General features: G+C 71.5%; 13 protein-coding genes. 9 read left to right on the forward strand and 4 right to left on the reverse strand.

What is annotated here, in order from left to right:
* Positions 1–39: 39 nt before the first annotated feature.
* The 5 genes from ABEA82_RS23835 to ABEA82_RS23855 all read left to right on the forward strand — a co-directional run bounded on the left by ABEA82_RS23835 (position 40) and on the right by ABEA82_RS23855 (position 5,683).
* On the forward strand, positions 40–897 hold the full coding sequence (locus ABEA82_RS23835) for an MBL fold metallo-hydrolase (protein ID WP_345663649.1): 858 nt from the start codon (positions 40–42) through the stop codon (positions 895–897).
* Positions 898–1,162: 265 nt separating this feature from the next.
* On the forward strand, positions 1,163–1,252 hold the full coding sequence (gene kdpF, locus ABEA82_RS23840; protein ID WP_345663650.1) for a K(+)-transporting ATPase subunit F: 90 nt from the start codon (positions 1,163–1,165) through the stop codon (positions 1,250–1,252).
* A 6-nt stretch (positions 1,253–1,258) separates the two neighbouring features.
* Positions 1,259–2,923: a potassium-transporting ATPase subunit KdpA gene (gene kdpA, locus ABEA82_RS23845; RefSeq protein WP_345663651.1), complete on the forward strand. Its 1,665-nt coding sequence runs from the start codon at positions 1,259–1,261 to the stop codon at positions 2,921–2,923.
* The gene (gene kdpB, locus ABEA82_RS23850) at positions 2,920–5,025 is read left to right on the forward strand and encodes a potassium-transporting ATPase subunit KdpB (RefSeq protein ID WP_345663652.1); all 2,106 of its coding nucleotides are present in this window, start codon (positions 2,920–2,922) and stop codon (positions 5,023–5,025) included. Before kdpA ends, kdpB begins: the two co-directional genes overlap by 4 nt.
* 25 nt (positions 5,026–5,050) lie before the next feature.
* Positions 5,051–5,683, forward strand: coding sequence for a potassium-transporting ATPase subunit C (locus ABEA82_RS23855; RefSeq protein WP_345663653.1), 633 nt, complete (start codon positions 5,051–5,053; stop codon positions 5,681–5,683).
* Between the two features lie 92 nt (positions 5,684–5,775).
* Here the strand turns inward: ABEA82_RS23855 and ABEA82_RS23860 are convergent, their stop codons facing one another.
* Positions 5,776–7,518: a hypothetical protein gene (locus ABEA82_RS23860; RefSeq protein ID WP_345663654.1), complete on the reverse strand. Its 1,743-nt coding sequence runs from the start codon at positions 7,516–7,518 to the stop codon at positions 5,776–5,778.
* Positions 7,519–7,719: 201 nt separating this feature from the next.
* Between ABEA82_RS23860 and ABEA82_RS23865 the strand changes: the two genes are divergently transcribed.
* The 4 genes from ABEA82_RS23865 (at position 7,720) to ABEA82_RS23880 (ending at position 10,708) form a co-directional block, all read left to right on the forward strand.
* Positions 7,720–8,781 carry an N-acetylmuramoyl-L-alanine amidase gene (locus tag ABEA82_RS23865; RefSeq protein WP_345663655.1) on the forward strand — a complete coding sequence of 354 codons (1,062 nt, stop codon included), beginning with the start codon at positions 7,720–7,722 and terminating at the stop codon, positions 8,779–8,781.
* 210 nt (positions 8,782–8,991) lie between these two features.
* Entirely contained in the window at positions 8,992–10,083 is a 1,092-nt protein-coding gene (locus ABEA82_RS23870; RefSeq protein WP_345663656.1) for an acyltransferase family protein, read from the forward strand.
* Between the two features lie 55 nt (positions 10,084–10,138).
* Complete coding sequence (locus tag ABEA82_RS23875) at positions 10,139–10,369, forward strand: hypervirulence associated TUDOR domain-containing protein (protein ID WP_345663657.1); 231 nt, start codon at positions 10,139–10,141, stop codon at positions 10,367–10,369.
* A 6-nt stretch (positions 10,370–10,375) separates the two neighbouring features.
* Complete coding sequence (locus tag ABEA82_RS23880; protein ID WP_345663658.1) at positions 10,376–10,708, forward strand: DUF3140 domain-containing protein; 333 nt, start codon at positions 10,376–10,378, stop codon at positions 10,706–10,708.
* A 328-nt stretch (positions 10,709–11,036) separates the two neighbouring features.
* On the opposite strand, the gene ABEA82_RS23885 is transcribed toward ABEA82_RS23880, so the two are convergent.
* The 3 genes from ABEA82_RS23885 to ABEA82_RS23895 all read right to left on the reverse strand — a co-directional run bounded on the left by ABEA82_RS23885 (position 11,037) and on the right by ABEA82_RS23895 (position 14,085).
* Positions 11,037–11,276, reverse strand: coding sequence for a hypothetical protein (locus ABEA82_RS23885; RefSeq protein WP_345663659.1), 240 nt, complete (start codon positions 11,274–11,276; stop codon positions 11,037–11,039).
* Between the two features lie 458 nt (positions 11,277–11,734).
* Positions 11,735–12,754 carry a hemolysin family protein gene (locus ABEA82_RS23890; protein WP_345663660.1) on the reverse strand — a complete coding sequence of 340 codons (1,020 nt, stop codon included), beginning with the start codon at positions 12,752–12,754 and terminating at the stop codon, positions 11,735–11,737.
* Positions 12,751–14,085, reverse strand: coding sequence for a hemolysin family protein (locus ABEA82_RS23895; protein ID WP_345663661.1), 1,335 nt, complete (start codon positions 14,083–14,085; stop codon positions 12,751–12,753). Before ABEA82_RS23895 ends, ABEA82_RS23890 begins: the two co-directional genes overlap by 4 nt.
* Between the last annotated feature and the right edge of the window lie 160 nt (positions 14,086–14,245).

The raw sequence follows: 14,245 nt of genomic DNA on the forward strand, positions 1-14,245 counted from the left end.
CGTCACGGGTACTCCGCCCTCCACGAGGAGAGGGCGGCCATGTCAGGGACCACCGACAACCTCGCCGACGCCGCGGTCGACGTCCGTTTCATCGGCAACGCGACCGTCCTGCTGTCGTACGGGCCGCTCACCCTGCTCACGGACCCGAACTTCCTCCACCGCGGGCAGTACGCCCACCTCGGATACGGCCTGCTGAGCCGGCGCCTGACGGAACCGGCCCTCGACGTGCACGAGCTGCCCCGCCTCGACGGCATCGTGCTGTCGCACCTGCACGGGGACCACTGGGACCGCCGGGCCCGCCGGCACCTGGACCGCTCGGTGCCGGTGCTGACCACACCGCACGCGGCCCGCCGGCTCAGGGTGGTGCAGGGCTTCCGCCGCACCGCCGGACTGCGCGCCTGGCACGGGCTCAGTCTCCAGCGTGGTGGTGCACAGGTCAGGATCACGGCGCTGCCCGGCCGGCACGCCGGCCACGCGGTGCTGCGCGGGCTGCTGCCGCCGGTGATGGGCAGCATGCTGGAGTTCGGCCCCGTCGGGGGACCGGTCCGGATGCGGCTGTACATCTCCGGCGACACGCTCGTGTACGACGGCCTGGACGAGATCGCCAGGCGCTTCCCGGCCGCCGATCTGGCCCTCCTCCACCTGGGCGGCACCACGCTCCCCGGCGGGTTCGTGGTCACCATGGACGGCGCCCAGGGAGCGGAACTGGCCCGGCGCCTCGACCCCCGGCTGCTGCTCCCCGTGCACTACGGCGACTACACGGTCATGAAGTCGCCGCTGACGGCGTTCCTGGCCGAGGCGGACCGCATCGGGCTCGGCGACCGTGTCGTCCACTGCGGCCACGGCCGGACCGCCCGCGTCGCCTGCGAGCCAGGGGCGGCCCCGACGGTCCGGTGACCGGCGAAACGGCGCACTCGGGTATGTACGTGCCCGCCGGCCGCTGCCGGTCGAGGGCCGTATGGGTCCCGTCAAAGGGGCGGGCGTCGCCGTAAGGGAGCCGTCAACGGACGACCGGATCCGGCCACGGAGCGGTTTCCTCGAAGAGTCCGTTGCCCTCCCGAAACCCACTCCAGGAGTCCGCGATGGCCGATCTGGCCTTCGTCGTCACCACGATCGCGCTGTTCGCGCTCGTGGCCTTCGTCGCCAAGGGGGTGACGAAGCTGTGACCGCCGAGAACGCTGTCGGCCTGGTGGTGGCCGTCGCCCTGCTGGGCTATCTCGTCCTCGCTCTGCTCTTCCCCGAGAGGTTCTGAGCGGCGATGAGTCCCGTACTTGCCGGCGTGCTTCAACTGCTCGCCCTCGTGGCGGCCCTCGCGCTCGCCTGCATCCCCCTCGGCGCATACATGGCCCGTGTCTACTCCTCCGACCGGCACTGGCGGGTCGAGAGGTGGATCTACCGGAGCATCGGTGCCGACCCGGACACCCAGATGCGCTGGCCGGCCTACCTGAGGGGCGTCCTCGCCTTCTCGGCGGCCGGGGTGCTGTTCCTCTACCTGCTCCAGCGGCTCCAGGGCGTGCTGCCCGGCTCGCTCGGCTTCGACTCGGTGAACCCGGCGCAGTCGTTCAACACGGCCGTGTCGTTCGTGACCAACACGAACTGGCAGTCGTACTACGGCGAGCAGACCATGGGGCACGTCGTGCAGACGGCCGGTCTCGCGGTGCAGAACTTCGTCTCCGCGGCCGTCGGCATGGCCGTCGCGATCGCGCTGGTGCGGGGCTTCGCCCGATCGCGCACCGGTGAGCTCGGGAACTTCTGGTCCGACCTGGTGCGCGGCACCGTGCGGATCCTGGTGCCGCTGGCCGTGGTGGCCGCGATCGTCCTCATGGCGTCCGGGGTCATCCAGAACTTCTCCGGGATCCACGAGGTCGGCCAGTTCACGGGCGGCTCGCAGCAGTGGAACGGCGGTGCGGTCGCCTCGCAGGAGGCCATCAAGGAGCTGGGCACGAACGGCGGCGGCTACTTCAACGCCAACAGCGCCCACCCGTTCGAGAACCCGACGCCCTTCACCAACCTCTTCGAGATCTTCCTGATCCTGGTGATCCCGTTCGCCCTGACCCGCACCTTCGGGGTCATGGTCGGCTCGGTGAGGCAGGGCTACGCCGTCCTCGCCACGATGTTCACCATCTGGCTGGGATTCACAGCCCTGATGATGGGGGCCGAGTTCGCCCACCACGGCCCGGCGCTCCAGGCCGCCGGTGGCGCGATGGAGGGCAAGGAGGTCCGCTTCGGCGTCGGCTCCTCGTCGATCTTCGCCGTGTCGACCACGCTCACCTCGACCGGCGCGGTCGACTCCTTCCACTCCTCGTTCACCGGCCTCGGCGGTGGCGTCGCCCTGCTGGGCATGATGCTGGGCGAGATCGCGCCCGGCGGCACCGGCTCCGGCCTCTACGGCATGCTGATCATGGCCGTCATCGCGGTGTTCATCGCCGGCCTGATGGTGGGCCGTACGCCGGAGTACCTGGGCAAGAAGATCGGCACCCGCGAGATCAAGCTGGCGGCCTGCTACATCCTGATCACCCCGGCGCTGGTGCTCGTCCTCACCGCCGCCTCCATGGCGCTGCCGACCCCGCCGCACTCGATGCTGAACTCCGGCGCGCACGGCTTCTCGGAGGTGCTGTACGCCTTCACCTCCGCCGCGAACAACAACGGCTCGGCCTTCGCCGGCCTGAACGCGAACACCGACTGGTACAACACCATGCTCGGACTGGCGATGCTGCTCGGCCGCTTCCTGCCCATGGTGTTCGTGCTGGCGCTGGCCGGTTCGCTCGCCGGACAGAGACCGGTGCCGGTCACCGCGGGCACGCTGCGGACGGAGAAGCCGCTGTTCACCGGGCTGTTGGTGGGCGCGATCCTCGTCATCACCGGTCTGACGTACTTCCCGGCACTCGCGCTGGGCCCGCTGGCCGAGGGGCTGGCGTCATGACCCCCCGTACCGAACCCCGAGAGGACGCCATGTCCACTCCCACCCTCGCACCCCACAGGGACGACCCGACGGGCCGGAAGGCTCCCGAAGGCCGTGTCGGAGCGGGCCTGTTCGACCCCGGGCAACTGCTCACCTCGCTGCCCGAAGCCCTCCGCAAGCTCGACCCGCGGGTGATGGTCAAGTCGCCCGTGATGTTCGTGGTGTGGATCGGCTCCCTGCTGACCACCGTCTTCTCCTGCGCGCACCCGGGCGACTGGTTCGGCTGGACCATCAGCGCCTGGCTGTGGCTGACGGTCGTCTTCGCCAACCTGGCGGAGGCGGTCGCCGAGGGCCGGGGCAAGGCGCAGGCCGACACCCTGCGCAGGGCCAAGACGGACAGCGTGGCCCGCAAGATGGACGGCAGCGTCGTACCCGGCACCGAGCTGAGGATCGGCGACCTGGTCGCCTGCGAGGCCGGTGACGTCATCCCCGGCGACGGCGACGTCGTCGAGGGCGTCGCGTCGGTCGACGAGTCGGCGATCACCGGCGAGTCCGCCCCGGTCATCCGGGAGTCCGGCGGCGACCGCTCGGCCGTCACCGGCGGCACCAAGGTCCTCTCCGACCGGATCGTCATCAGGATCACCACGAGGCCGGGCGAGACGTTCATCGACCGGATGATCAATCTCGTCGAGGGCGCCGCCAGGCAGAAGACGCCCAACGAGATCGCGCTCAACATCCTGCTCGCCTCGCTGACGATCGTCTTCCTGCTGGCCTGCGCCACCCTGCCGCCCTTCGCCGGCTACGCGGGCACGCACCTGACGATGGTGGTGCTGGTGGCCCTGCTGGTCTGCCTCATCCCGACGACGATCGGCGCGCTGCTCTCCGCGATCGGCATCGCCGGCATGGACCGGCTGGTCCAGCGGAACGTGCTGGCCATGTCCGGGCGTGCCGTCGAGGCGGCCGGGGACGTGTCGACGCTGCTGCTGGACAAGACCGGCACGGTCACCTACGGCAATCGCAGGGCCGCCGCGTTCGTACCGGTGGCGGGCACCGCCGAGGCCGAACTGGCCGACGCGGCCCAACTGTCGTCGCTGGCCGACGAGACGCCGGAGGGCCGCTCCGTCGTCGTCCTCGCGAAGGAGAGATACGGCCTGCGCGAACGGCAGCTCGTCGGCGCCGACTGGATCGCCTTCACCGCGCAGACCCGGATGTCCGGCGTCGACATCGGCGGCCGCCGGGTCCGCAAGGGCGCGGCCGGGTCCGTCGCCGCCTGGGTGAAGGAGCGGGGCGGCACGGTCGCCGGGGACGCGGACGGCATCGCCGCCCGCATCTCCGAGGCGGGCGGCACGCCGCTGCTGGTGGCGGTCGAGGACTCCGACGGGGCACGCGTCCTGGGCGTCATCCACCTCAAGGACGTCGTCAAGGACGGCATGCGCGAACGGTTCGGGGAACTGCGGCGCATGGGCATCAAGACCGTCATGATCACGGGCGACAACCCGCTCACCGCGAAGGCGATCGCCGACGAGGCCGGGGTCGACGACTTCCTCGCCGAGGCCACCCCCGAGGACAAGATGGCCCTCATCAAACGCGAGCAGGCGGACGGCAAGCTGGTCGCGATGACCGGCGACGGCACCAACGACGCCCCGGCTCTCGCGCAGGCGGACGTGGGCGTGGCGATGAACACGGGCACGTCGGCCGCGAAGGAGGCCGGCAACATGGTCGACCTCGACTCCGACCCGACCAAGCTCATCGAGATCGTCGGGATCGGCAAGCAACTCCTCATCACCCGGGGAGCGTTGACGACGTTCTCCATAGCCAACGACGTCGCCAAGTACTTCGCGATCATCCCGGCACTGTTCGCTGCGGTCTACCCGGGCCTGGACAGACTCAACATCATGGGCCTGTCCTCGCCGGACTCCGCGATCCTCTCGGCGGTCGTCTTCAACGCGCTGATCATCATCGCGCTGGTGCCGCTCTCCCTGAGGGGCGTGCGGTACCGGCCGGTCAGCGCGGACCGCATGCTGCGGCGCAACATCACGATCTACGGGCTGGGCGGTCTGATCGCGCCGTTCATCGGCATCAAGCTCATCGACCTCCTCATCTCTTCGATCCCCGGGCTGTAACTTCTCGAAAGCGTGCTGAAGGACCATGAACAACTCCGTCGTGAACACGGCCCGACTGCTCGGGGCGGGCCTGCGCGCCCTCCTCGTACTGACCCTGCTGACCGGTGTCCTCTATCCGCTCGCGGTGACGGGCGTGGCGCAGGCGCTCTTCCATGACAAGGCGAACGGCTCGCAGGTCAGGGCGGACGGCAGGATCGTCGGCTCGTCCCTCATCGGCCAGCAGGACTACGGCCCGGGCTACTTCCAGCCGCGGCCGGCGAACGGACTGGGGACCAACTCGGTCAACACCCGGTACAAGCTGGTCCTCTCCGGTGCCACCAACCTCTCCGCCGACAACCCGAAGCTGATCAGGTCGGTGGAGGAGGCCAAGACCAAGGTCGTCGAGGAGAACTCCACCGCCCGGTTCAAGGTGAGGCCCTCCCAGGTGCCCGCCGACGCCGTCACCTCCTCCGGGTCCGGCCTGGACCCGGACATCTCGCCGCAGTACGCGGACCTCCAGGTCCACCGGGTCGCCGAGAGGAACGGCCTGTCCGTCGCCCGGGTCCAGAGGCTCGTGGACGACCACACCGAGGACCGCACCCTCGGCTTCATCGGCGAGCCCCGCGTGAACGTCCTGGAGCTCGACATCGCGCTGCGGGCCCTGCTGGCCAAGACCTGACGGCGGCACGACGGGAACACCGTACGGCTGCCGCCGCCGCGCCGGAACCGGACGAGACGCCCCGGCCCTGGCCGGACCGGGCTCCCGCCGGATCACGCCTCGCGGACGTCCTCGGCGCCTTCGTCCCGGCGGAAGGAGGCGCGCTGCTGGAGGATCGTCGCGGCAGCGGCCAGGAGGGGGAGCCGGACGAACTCGCGCAGCGCGTGGGCCGCGTGGTCCCGGGCGACCCACGCGGTGAGGTCCTCGCCGGACACGGACACGGGCCCGGTGCCGTCATCGCGCAGCAGCTCCCGGGCCGCGTGGACCTCCGCGGTCAGTGTGCGCATCCGTACGCCCAGGGGATCGCCCTGGTCACAGCGGACGGGCAGACCGCGGTGGATCCGGTCCAGGGCCTCGGCCACCTCCGGGTAGGCGTCGATGCCCGTCTCCGACGCCAGCCGGGACAGCTGGGCCGCGACGGCGACGCGCAGACGCTGAGGCGGCGTGCTCTCCACGAGCCGGGCCAGGTCGAAGTCCCCCACCCGCGCCGGTGGTTCGTCCTCCGCTTCCGGCAGGTCGTCCAGGAGGGGCAGCAGCAGCGCACCGGTCAGCTCCGTCGGTCCCTCCTCGGCCGGGTCGTAGATGATGCCGAACTCCTGTTCCAGCACGGCCAGGAAGCGGGTGTAGGCGGCGGTGGAGCCGGGCCAGAGGTCCACGCCGAGGCGCCGCGCCCAGGACCCGCCCGCGGTGTGGGGCTTCCGCGGCGACATGACGCGCCGGGTCCGCTCCTGCGGGCAGGGCACGCCGTCCTCGGCGAAGGTGAGAGCGACCTCCGGCCCCTGCCTGGTCAGGACCACCACCCGCGTGCCGGCCGACAGGGCGCGCAGCACCGCGGGCCGGGCGAACTGCGCGGCACCGCCCTCCAGTGTGGCGAACGCCCAGCCACCGCGCTCCCCGGCGCGGACCAGGGGCCGGTGCGCGGCCCACGCCGACTCCACCGCCCGCTGCGCCTGCCGTCGGTCGCGCGGCCGGACGGTGCCGGGGACCGCGCCGAGCCGGCGCAGCATCTCGTCCGGCGTCAGGCCGGCGGCGAACACGACGTCAGGCTGGTCCGGGAGCGGCGCGGGACGGGAGCGGCCGGTGCGGACGAAGGAGAGCCTCTGCGTCCCCGACCCCTGCGATGGCGGCGGGGTACCCGCGTCGTCCGGGAAGACCGGCCGCCGCAGGGCCGGCGGGTCCGACTCCGGTTCGGCGAGCGTGCCGGCGTGCGTGAGCGGGGAGACCGGGTCGGCGGGCACCGTCCTCTCCGTCTCCCACACGAGCCTTCCGTCCTCGGCCGAGGGGGTGTGCCCGAGAAAAGGGAAGCCGCCGTTCAGGGCTTCTGCCAAGTCGGCCAGAAAGTGACGCAGAGAAGGCGAGGGCGAGGGCGGAAGGCAGGGCACGAACCCGTCGAAGTAGCCCACCACCCGGCCGTGGTGAGGTCCGGGGCGACAGGCGAGGAACAGGGCGTCCGAGGCCCCTCGCGCGCTGCCCCGGGTGAGGGGCAGCCGCTCGGCGCCCTCTTCGGCTTCCTCCGTGACACCTCCGAGGAGAGTCGCGCTCCGCACGATGTCCGCGACTGCGCACAGCGCCCCGTAGGACGCCAACTCCATTGCGCCGTCACCGAGTTCCACCCCGTCGTGGCAGCGCAGCGACGCCACCAGGTCCGGAGGGAACGGCACCCCGAGGGTGCGCTCGGCCGCCTCGATGCCGGCCCGTGGCGCCGGTGGACGCAGGGTGGCGTGGGTGCGCGGAGCGTGCCGGGCCAGCCAGGCGTCGACGCGGGCCCAGGACTCCTCGACGGCGGGGATGCTCATGGCAGCGGACCCTAGCCGGGCCACTGACAGCGCCCCTGCCGCGCCCGGTGCGGCAGCGTCGTAATCCCGCCGATTTCACGGACGTGGCGCCGGTGAGGTGAGCGAGGAGTCGAGCGGCGGAAGAATGTGAAAGCAGGCTCCCCAGATGCGATCGCATCCTCTTCTGACCGGCACGCACGCGCCGGAACGGAGGACTGACTCATGGCCACTCCGCTCACCGCCGACCGGCTCGTCGCCGCGCTGAAGGCCGAGGGCTGCGCCGTACACGAGGTCGGTGGCTGGCGCACCAACAACCGCAACCACAAGGGCCCGTGGGGTCCCGTGCACGGTGTGATCGTCCATCACACCGTCACCGGCCCCGGCACGGACGTCGTCGACCTGATCTACCACGGCCACAGCGCCCTGCCCGGTCCGCTCGCCACCGGCTGCATCACCAAGGACGGCGTGGTCCACCTGACCGGCAACGGCCGGGCCAACCACGCCGGCGGCGGCGACGGCGACGTGCTGAACGCCGTCATCGGCGAGTCGTACGGCACGTACCCACCCGCCACGCACGAACATGACGGCTCGGCCGGCGCGGTCGACGGCAACGCCCGTTTCTACGGCTGGGAGTGCGAGAACAAGGGCGACGGCAAGGACCCGTGGCCGGAGGTCCAGTACGTCGCCATGGTCAAGGCCACCGCCGCCGTGTGCCGCGCGCACGGCTGGGGCGCCAAGAGCACGATCGGCCACCTGGAGTGGAGCGACTGGAAGGTCGACCCCCGCGGATTCGACATGGCCGACTTCCGCCGTGACGTCGCCGACGCCCTGGCCCGGCCGGCGGGCCGGTGGAAAGGAGAGGACCCCATGCCCCAGTACGTCAACCTCGGTGTCGCCGGGCAGTACCAGCTCGCGCCCGGCGCCTGGGACTCGATCGAGTTCACCTCGGAGTGGGCCGACGAGACCGGCGACCACGCCAGTGGCGGGAGCGTCTTCGCCCGTGGCCCGGCCCGATTCAGCGGGAGCCTCGGCCTGCACGTCGACGGGCTGCCGGCGGGCTCGGTCGTCCAGGCACGCATGTCGGAGTACGAAGGCGACCAGCACCGCGCGGACCACCCGATCCACGAGGTCGTCGGGACCGGTGGCGGCACCTTCGCGGTCGTACCCCTGACGAAGCGGCTCGCGTCCGGCCGCAGCATGCGCGTCCGGCTGCTGAACCAGTCCGCCGCTCCGGTCACCGTCGCGAGCGCGGTGCTGACCGTACTGGTGTGGAAGGAGACCTGAGCCGCCGTAGGGCACCGCCGCCCCCCCCGGGAGACGAACCCCGGTCCGGGCACGTATACGAGGGCATGAACCCAAGCGAGCCACTCCCGTTACGAGTTGAACGAAGGTACGGCCCTGTGATTAGGGTGCGGGCGATGTTCTGCGCAGACCCCACCCCTTTACTCCCGGCAAGACGAGGCACCGCCGCTTCGAGTCGCTTCGGGAGGGCTCGTGAGTGACACGGTGAGCACGGCCCGCCCGGCGGCCGAGGAAGCCCGGGAGTCCCGGAGTACGGAACAGGCCGCGCCGGCCCGCCCGGTGAGGCAGCGGGACGCGTTCTTCGACAACGCCAAGTACCTGGCGATCGTGCTGGTGGCCGTGGGGCACGCCTGGGAGCCGCTGCGGCCGGACAGCAGGGCCCTCACCGCCCTGTACATGATCGTCTACGCCTTCCACATGCCGGCGTTCATCATCATCTCCGGCTACTTCTCACGCACCTTCGACGGGAGCCCGGGGCGCCTCAAGCGTCTGGTCACCGGCGTCGTCGTGCCGTACGTGGTCTTCGAGACGGCCTACACCCTGTTCACCCGCGTCACGAGCGAGGACCCCGACCGGCCGATCAGCCTGCTGGACCCGCTCTACCTGACCTGGTTCCTGGCGGCGCTGTTCGTCTGGCGGCTGACCACGCCGATCTGGCGGCGGGTGCGGTGGCCGCTGCCGCTCGCCCTGGTCGTCGCGATGCTGGCGACGCTCTCCCCGTCCGTCGGCAACGACCTCGACCTCCAGCGCACCCTGCAGTTCCTGCCGTACTTCGTGTTCGGCCTGCTGCTGCGGCCGGAGCACTTCCGGCTGGTGCGCCGCCGCGAGGCACGGATCCTCGCCGTGCCGGTGGCCGGGTGTGCCCTGGGAGTGGCGTACTGGGCGGTGCCGCGGATGAACTACGCCTGGTTCTTCCACGCCGACAGCGCCAGGGGCCTGGCCGCCCCCTCCTGGTACGGGCCGGTGATGACACTGGCCGCCTTCGGCTGCTCGGTCGTCCTGGTCGCCTGTTTCCTGGCCTGGGTGCCCGGGCGCAGAACCTGGTTCACGGTGCTCGGCGCGGGCACGCTGTCCGGCTATCTGCTGCACGGCTTCCTCGCGCAGGCCGCGAAGTACTGGGGCTGGTACGAGCCGGCCTGGGTGCGGGAGCCGGTGGGCGTGGTCGTCGTCACGGCCGTGGCGGCCGCGGTGATGACCGCGCTGTGCACACCGACCGTACGGCGGTTCTTCCGTTGCGTGACCGAACCCGGGATGGAGTGGGCTTTCCGCCGAGCTGCGGGGTGACCGGCCGGCCCGCACGCTGGAGAGACAGCACACATCTCCGCGAGGGAGCACGGGCATGGCGAATCACCGCGGTGGGAGCGGGAAGCCCGAGAAGGGCGACAAGGTCACCTGGAGCAGTCACGGCAGCCAGGTCGAGGGCGAGGTGGAGCAGGAGATCACCGAGCGGACCCGGGCAGCTGGCCGCACGGTCGACGCCTCGCCCGAGGATCCGCAGTACGAGGTCCGCAGCGACAAGTCCGGCAGGACCGCCGTGCACAAGCCGTCCGCGCTCAAGAAGAAGAAGTGAGGCGGCGTGGACGGCGGGGAGCGCGAGGAGACCTGGAGCGACTTCCGTGAGCTGGTGAACATGTCACCGGCCGAACTGGAGAAGTGGCTGGCCTCCGACCGGTCGCGGAACGCCGGACAGAGTCAGGACGGGGGCGAGTCCACCGGGCACGCCTCCGGCCGGCGGATCGTGGCGATCCTGCGGGCCAGGAAGGGCGACCTCACGGACGACGACTACCAGCACATGCGCAAGGTCGTCGGCTACGTCCGCCGGCACCTGGCCCAGCGGCCCGCCGGCGACGTCCGGGACACCCGGTGGCGCCACTCACTCATGAACTGGGGGCATGACCCGCTGACGTGACACCGTGCAGTGCCTGCGTCGCCTGGTGCTGCGTCTCCTCGGACACCACGCGAGCCTCCTGCACGACGTCACCGCGTTCGCGTACGAGGCTCTCGTAGATGGGAAGTTCTTCGTTCCGGGTCGAGTCGGGTTTCACAGGGATGGTCCTATCGCTTTACAGCCGGGTCTGAGGGGCCCGTGTAAGTCTGCGTCATTCCCTTCCGCGGTGTTACCCACCCCCGTCGTGTACATATTTCCGTCACGTGCTTCGCGAATTCCCCAACATTGCGACCGTGGGCAGCACGAAGGGCCCCGGGAATCGATCCCGGGGCCCTTCGCAGGGGGTTCGTCAGAGCGAGGCCGTGTGAATGCCCGCGCTGCCGCCGGCCGTGGCGCCCTCCGTCGACAGCGCCGCCTGCAGACCACCGCAGACCTCGGCGGTCAGCGGGCCGACCAGGCCGGCGGAGAGGCCGCCCGCGAGGCCGCCCGCAAGACCCGCGGAGGCACCGGCGCCCGCGTTGCCGCCGGAGACCTGCTCCAGGTCCGCGTCCGACAGCTCGGCGATGTCGACCCGGGGGGTGTTGTTCATGGGGGTGTTTCCCTTCGCGTGAATGTCGCATTGGCGAGGAGCGTCGGTGATCGCCGGTTCGAAGAACCGGGTTTCCGTACCGGCGGCTCCGCCGTGCGGAGGATCAAAGCACTCCCCGCCGCTCGACGGCCAGTCGGATGCCCGCGCCGCGTCCCACTTTTCGCCGAACGCCTTCACTGTCATGACCGAGGGCACACCGAACAGGCGCATTTCTTCACACGCCCCGTCGACGGGCCGTGGGCGGGGGTATTGCGCCCCGAATTCCGAAGCGGGCACTTCGGCGCCAAGTTCCCATGACGTGCCCCGGACTTGGTGCCCGAAACGGGCCGCACCGCGGCATCCTGGCCCGCGGTGTGCAGATGTGCTGGAGGTTCGGCCCCCGCCTCCGTGAGGCCACCCCTGTGAGGCCGCCCCCGTGAGGCAGCCCTCGTCAGGCCGCCGCCGTCATGCCGCCCTCGTCAGGCCGCCGCCGGCTGCATCAGCCGGGCCAGCAGGTCGTCCAGGGTGACCAGGCCGGTCAGCCGGCCGCCGCTGTCGCGGACGACGGCCAGGGACGACCGGCGGCGGCGCAGCACCTCGATCGCGTCGGCGACCGTGGTGGCCTCCGTCAGCTCGGGCACCGGGCGGGCCAGCTCGCGGGCGGTCCTGGCCCGGCCCCGGGCCCGGGCCACCAGGGCGTCACGGGCGTGCACGGAGCCGAGGACGGCGCCGTCCTCCCGGACGAGCAGCCGGGTGCGGTCATGGCCGGCGGCCAGCCGCAGCAGGGCGTCGACGTCCGCGCCGCCCTCGACCCAGGTGATCCGCGCGGCCGGTACGGCCAGCGTGGCGATCGGCGTCTCCGGCTCGGTCAGCGAGCGGGTCAGCAGCTCCGAGTCGGTCGCGCTGATCAGCCCGAGCCGCTCCGACTCCTCCACCAGGTGGGTCAGCTGCTCCCGGTCGTGCACCGGGGCCAGCTCGTCGCGCGGGGCCACCCGGCACAGCCGTACCAGCGCGTTGCTCACCGCGTTGAGCAGCCGGATCAGCGGACGCACGGCCCGCACCACGGCCCGGAAGGGCGGCGACAGCAGCATCGCCGAGCGCTCCGGGTGGGCGATCGCCCACGACTTCGGGGCCATCTCACCGACCACCATGTGCAGGAACACCACCACGACCATCGCCAGGGCGAACGCCACGCCGTAGCTCACGGCGCTGGGCAGCCCCAGCGTGTGCAGCAGCGGGTCCAGCTCGTGCGAGATCGCCGGCTTCGACACCGAACCGAGGCCCAGCGTGCACACGGTGATGCCCAGCTGGGCACCGGCCAGCATCAGCGACAGCTCACGCATACCGGCCAGCGCCGCTCCGGCCCCGCGCCGCCCCTCGGCCGCCGCCTTCTCCATGCGGTGCCGCTTGGCGGCGACCAGGGCGAACTCGGCCGCCACGAAGAAGCCACTGCCGATCAGCAGCAGCACGGTCACGAAGACCGCCATCGGGAAACTCACGCCATCTCCTCGGCTTCCACCAGCGGGCTGATCCGCACCCGGTCGGCCACGTGCCGGTCGAGCGTGCGGACGTCGATCACGGCCCGGCCGCCCTCGGGCAGCTCGACCGTGACCCGGTCGCCCACCGTCGGGAACCGGCCGAGCCGGTCCACGACCAGGCCGGCCACGGTGTCGTAGTCGTCGTCCTCCGGCAGCCGGACACCGGTCGCCTCGGCGACCTCGTCCAGCCGGCGTCCGGCGTCCACCAGCCAGCCGTCGCCGTCCGCGACGGCGAGCACGGTGACGGTGTCGGACTCGTCCGCGATGTCACCGACCAGCTCCTCGGCGATGTCCTCGTACGTGACGATGCCCGCCACGCCGCCGTGCTCGTCGAGGACGACCGCGAACTCGTCGTCCTGCTCCCGCATCCGTGTCACCGCGTCCGGCAGCGCCAGGGTGTCCGGCAGCAGCAGCGGACGGCGCGCCACCGCACCGGCGGTGGCGGTGGCGAGGCGGGCGGCGGGCAGCGCCATCAGCTCGCGCACCCCCAGCACGCCCACGATGTCGTCCGGGTGGTCACCGAGGACCGGGTAGTTGGAATGGCCGTGCGCGGCGATCAGGCCGACCGCCTCGTCGGCGCCGGCGTCCGTGCGGACGAAGACGGCGTCGGCACGCGGCACCATCACCTCGTGCAGGGTGCGCTCGGAGAACTCCAGCGCGTGGTCCAGCAGCGCGGCGGTGTCCTTGGGCAGCGCGCCCTGCTCGTGGGACTCGCCGATCAGATGGCCGAGCTCCTCCAGCGTCGCGCCGTGGTGCAGTTCCTCGACCGGCTCGATGCCGACCTTGCGCAGCAGCTTGTTCGCCGCGTTGTCGAAGATCCGCACCACCGGGCCGACGATCTTCAGATACGCCAGCGTGGACGGGGCCAGCGCCTTCGCCAGCCGCTCCGGCACGGCGATCGCGAGGTTCTTCGGCGCCAGCTCGCCCAGCACCATCTGCACGACCGTGGCCAGTACGAAGGCGAGCACGACGGCGATGCCGCTCACGGCCGCGTCGGGCAGGCCCAGCCCGGACAGGGCGGGTCTGAGCAGCGCGGACACCGAGGGTTCGGCGATGAAGCCGACGACCAGTCCGGTGACGGTGATGCCGAGCTGGGCGCCCGACAGCATGAACGACAGCCGCTCCAGCACCTTCAGGGCGCGGACGGCCCCGCGGTCCCCGGCCTCGGCCGCGCGGGCGAGGGCCAGCCGGTCGGCGGAGACGTAGGCGAACTCCTGGGCGACGAAGTAGCCGGTGCCGGCGGTCAGCACGAACACGGCGAGCAGGCCCAGCAGAGCCTGGACGGCACTCACAGAACACCACCCCGCCGTGTGCCGCGATCACTGGTGTCGAGGCGGGATGGTCGGGGACTGTGCCCCGGGGGGTCCGTCGGTCTGGCGGACAAGGAGTCGCTCCTTAAGAGAGGTGTGCACTCGGGCCAACGCTCGTCGGCGTCCCCGTGTTCCCGCCCGA

Source organism: Streptomyces venetus, assembly GCF_039540295.1.
Taxonomy (GTDB): domain Bacteria; phylum Actinomycetota; class Actinomycetes; order Streptomycetales; family Streptomycetaceae; genus Streptomyces; species Streptomyces venetus.

Coding starts and splice junctions, on each gene's coding strand:
- ABEA82_RS23835 (WP_345663649.1), top strand. CDS start 40: ATGTCAGGGACCACCGACAACCTCGCCGACGCCGCGGTCGACGTCCGT.
- kdpA (WP_345663651.1), top strand. CDS start 1,259: ATGAGTCCCGTACTTGCCGGCGTGCTTCAACTGCTCGCCCTCGTGGCG.
- kdpB (WP_345663652.1), top strand. CDS start 2,920: ATGACCCCCCGTACCGAACCCCGAGAGGACGCCATGTCCACTCCCACC.
- ABEA82_RS23855 (WP_345663653.1), top strand. CDS start 5,051: ATGAACAACTCCGTCGTGAACACGGCCCGACTGCTCGGGGCGGGCCTG.
- ABEA82_RS23860 (WP_345663654.1), bottom strand. CDS start 7,518: ATGAGCATCCCCGCCGTCGAGGAGTCCTGGGCCCGCGTCGACGCCTGG.
- ABEA82_RS23865 (WP_345663655.1), top strand. CDS start 7,720: ATGGCCACTCCGCTCACCGCCGACCGGCTCGTCGCCGCGCTGAAGGCC.
- ABEA82_RS23875 (WP_345663657.1), top strand. CDS start 10,139: ATGGCGAATCACCGCGGTGGGAGCGGGAAGCCCGAGAAGGGCGACAAG.
- ABEA82_RS23885 (WP_345663659.1), bottom strand. CDS start 11,276: ATGAACAACACCCCCCGGGTCGACATCGCCGAGCTGTCGGACGCGGAC.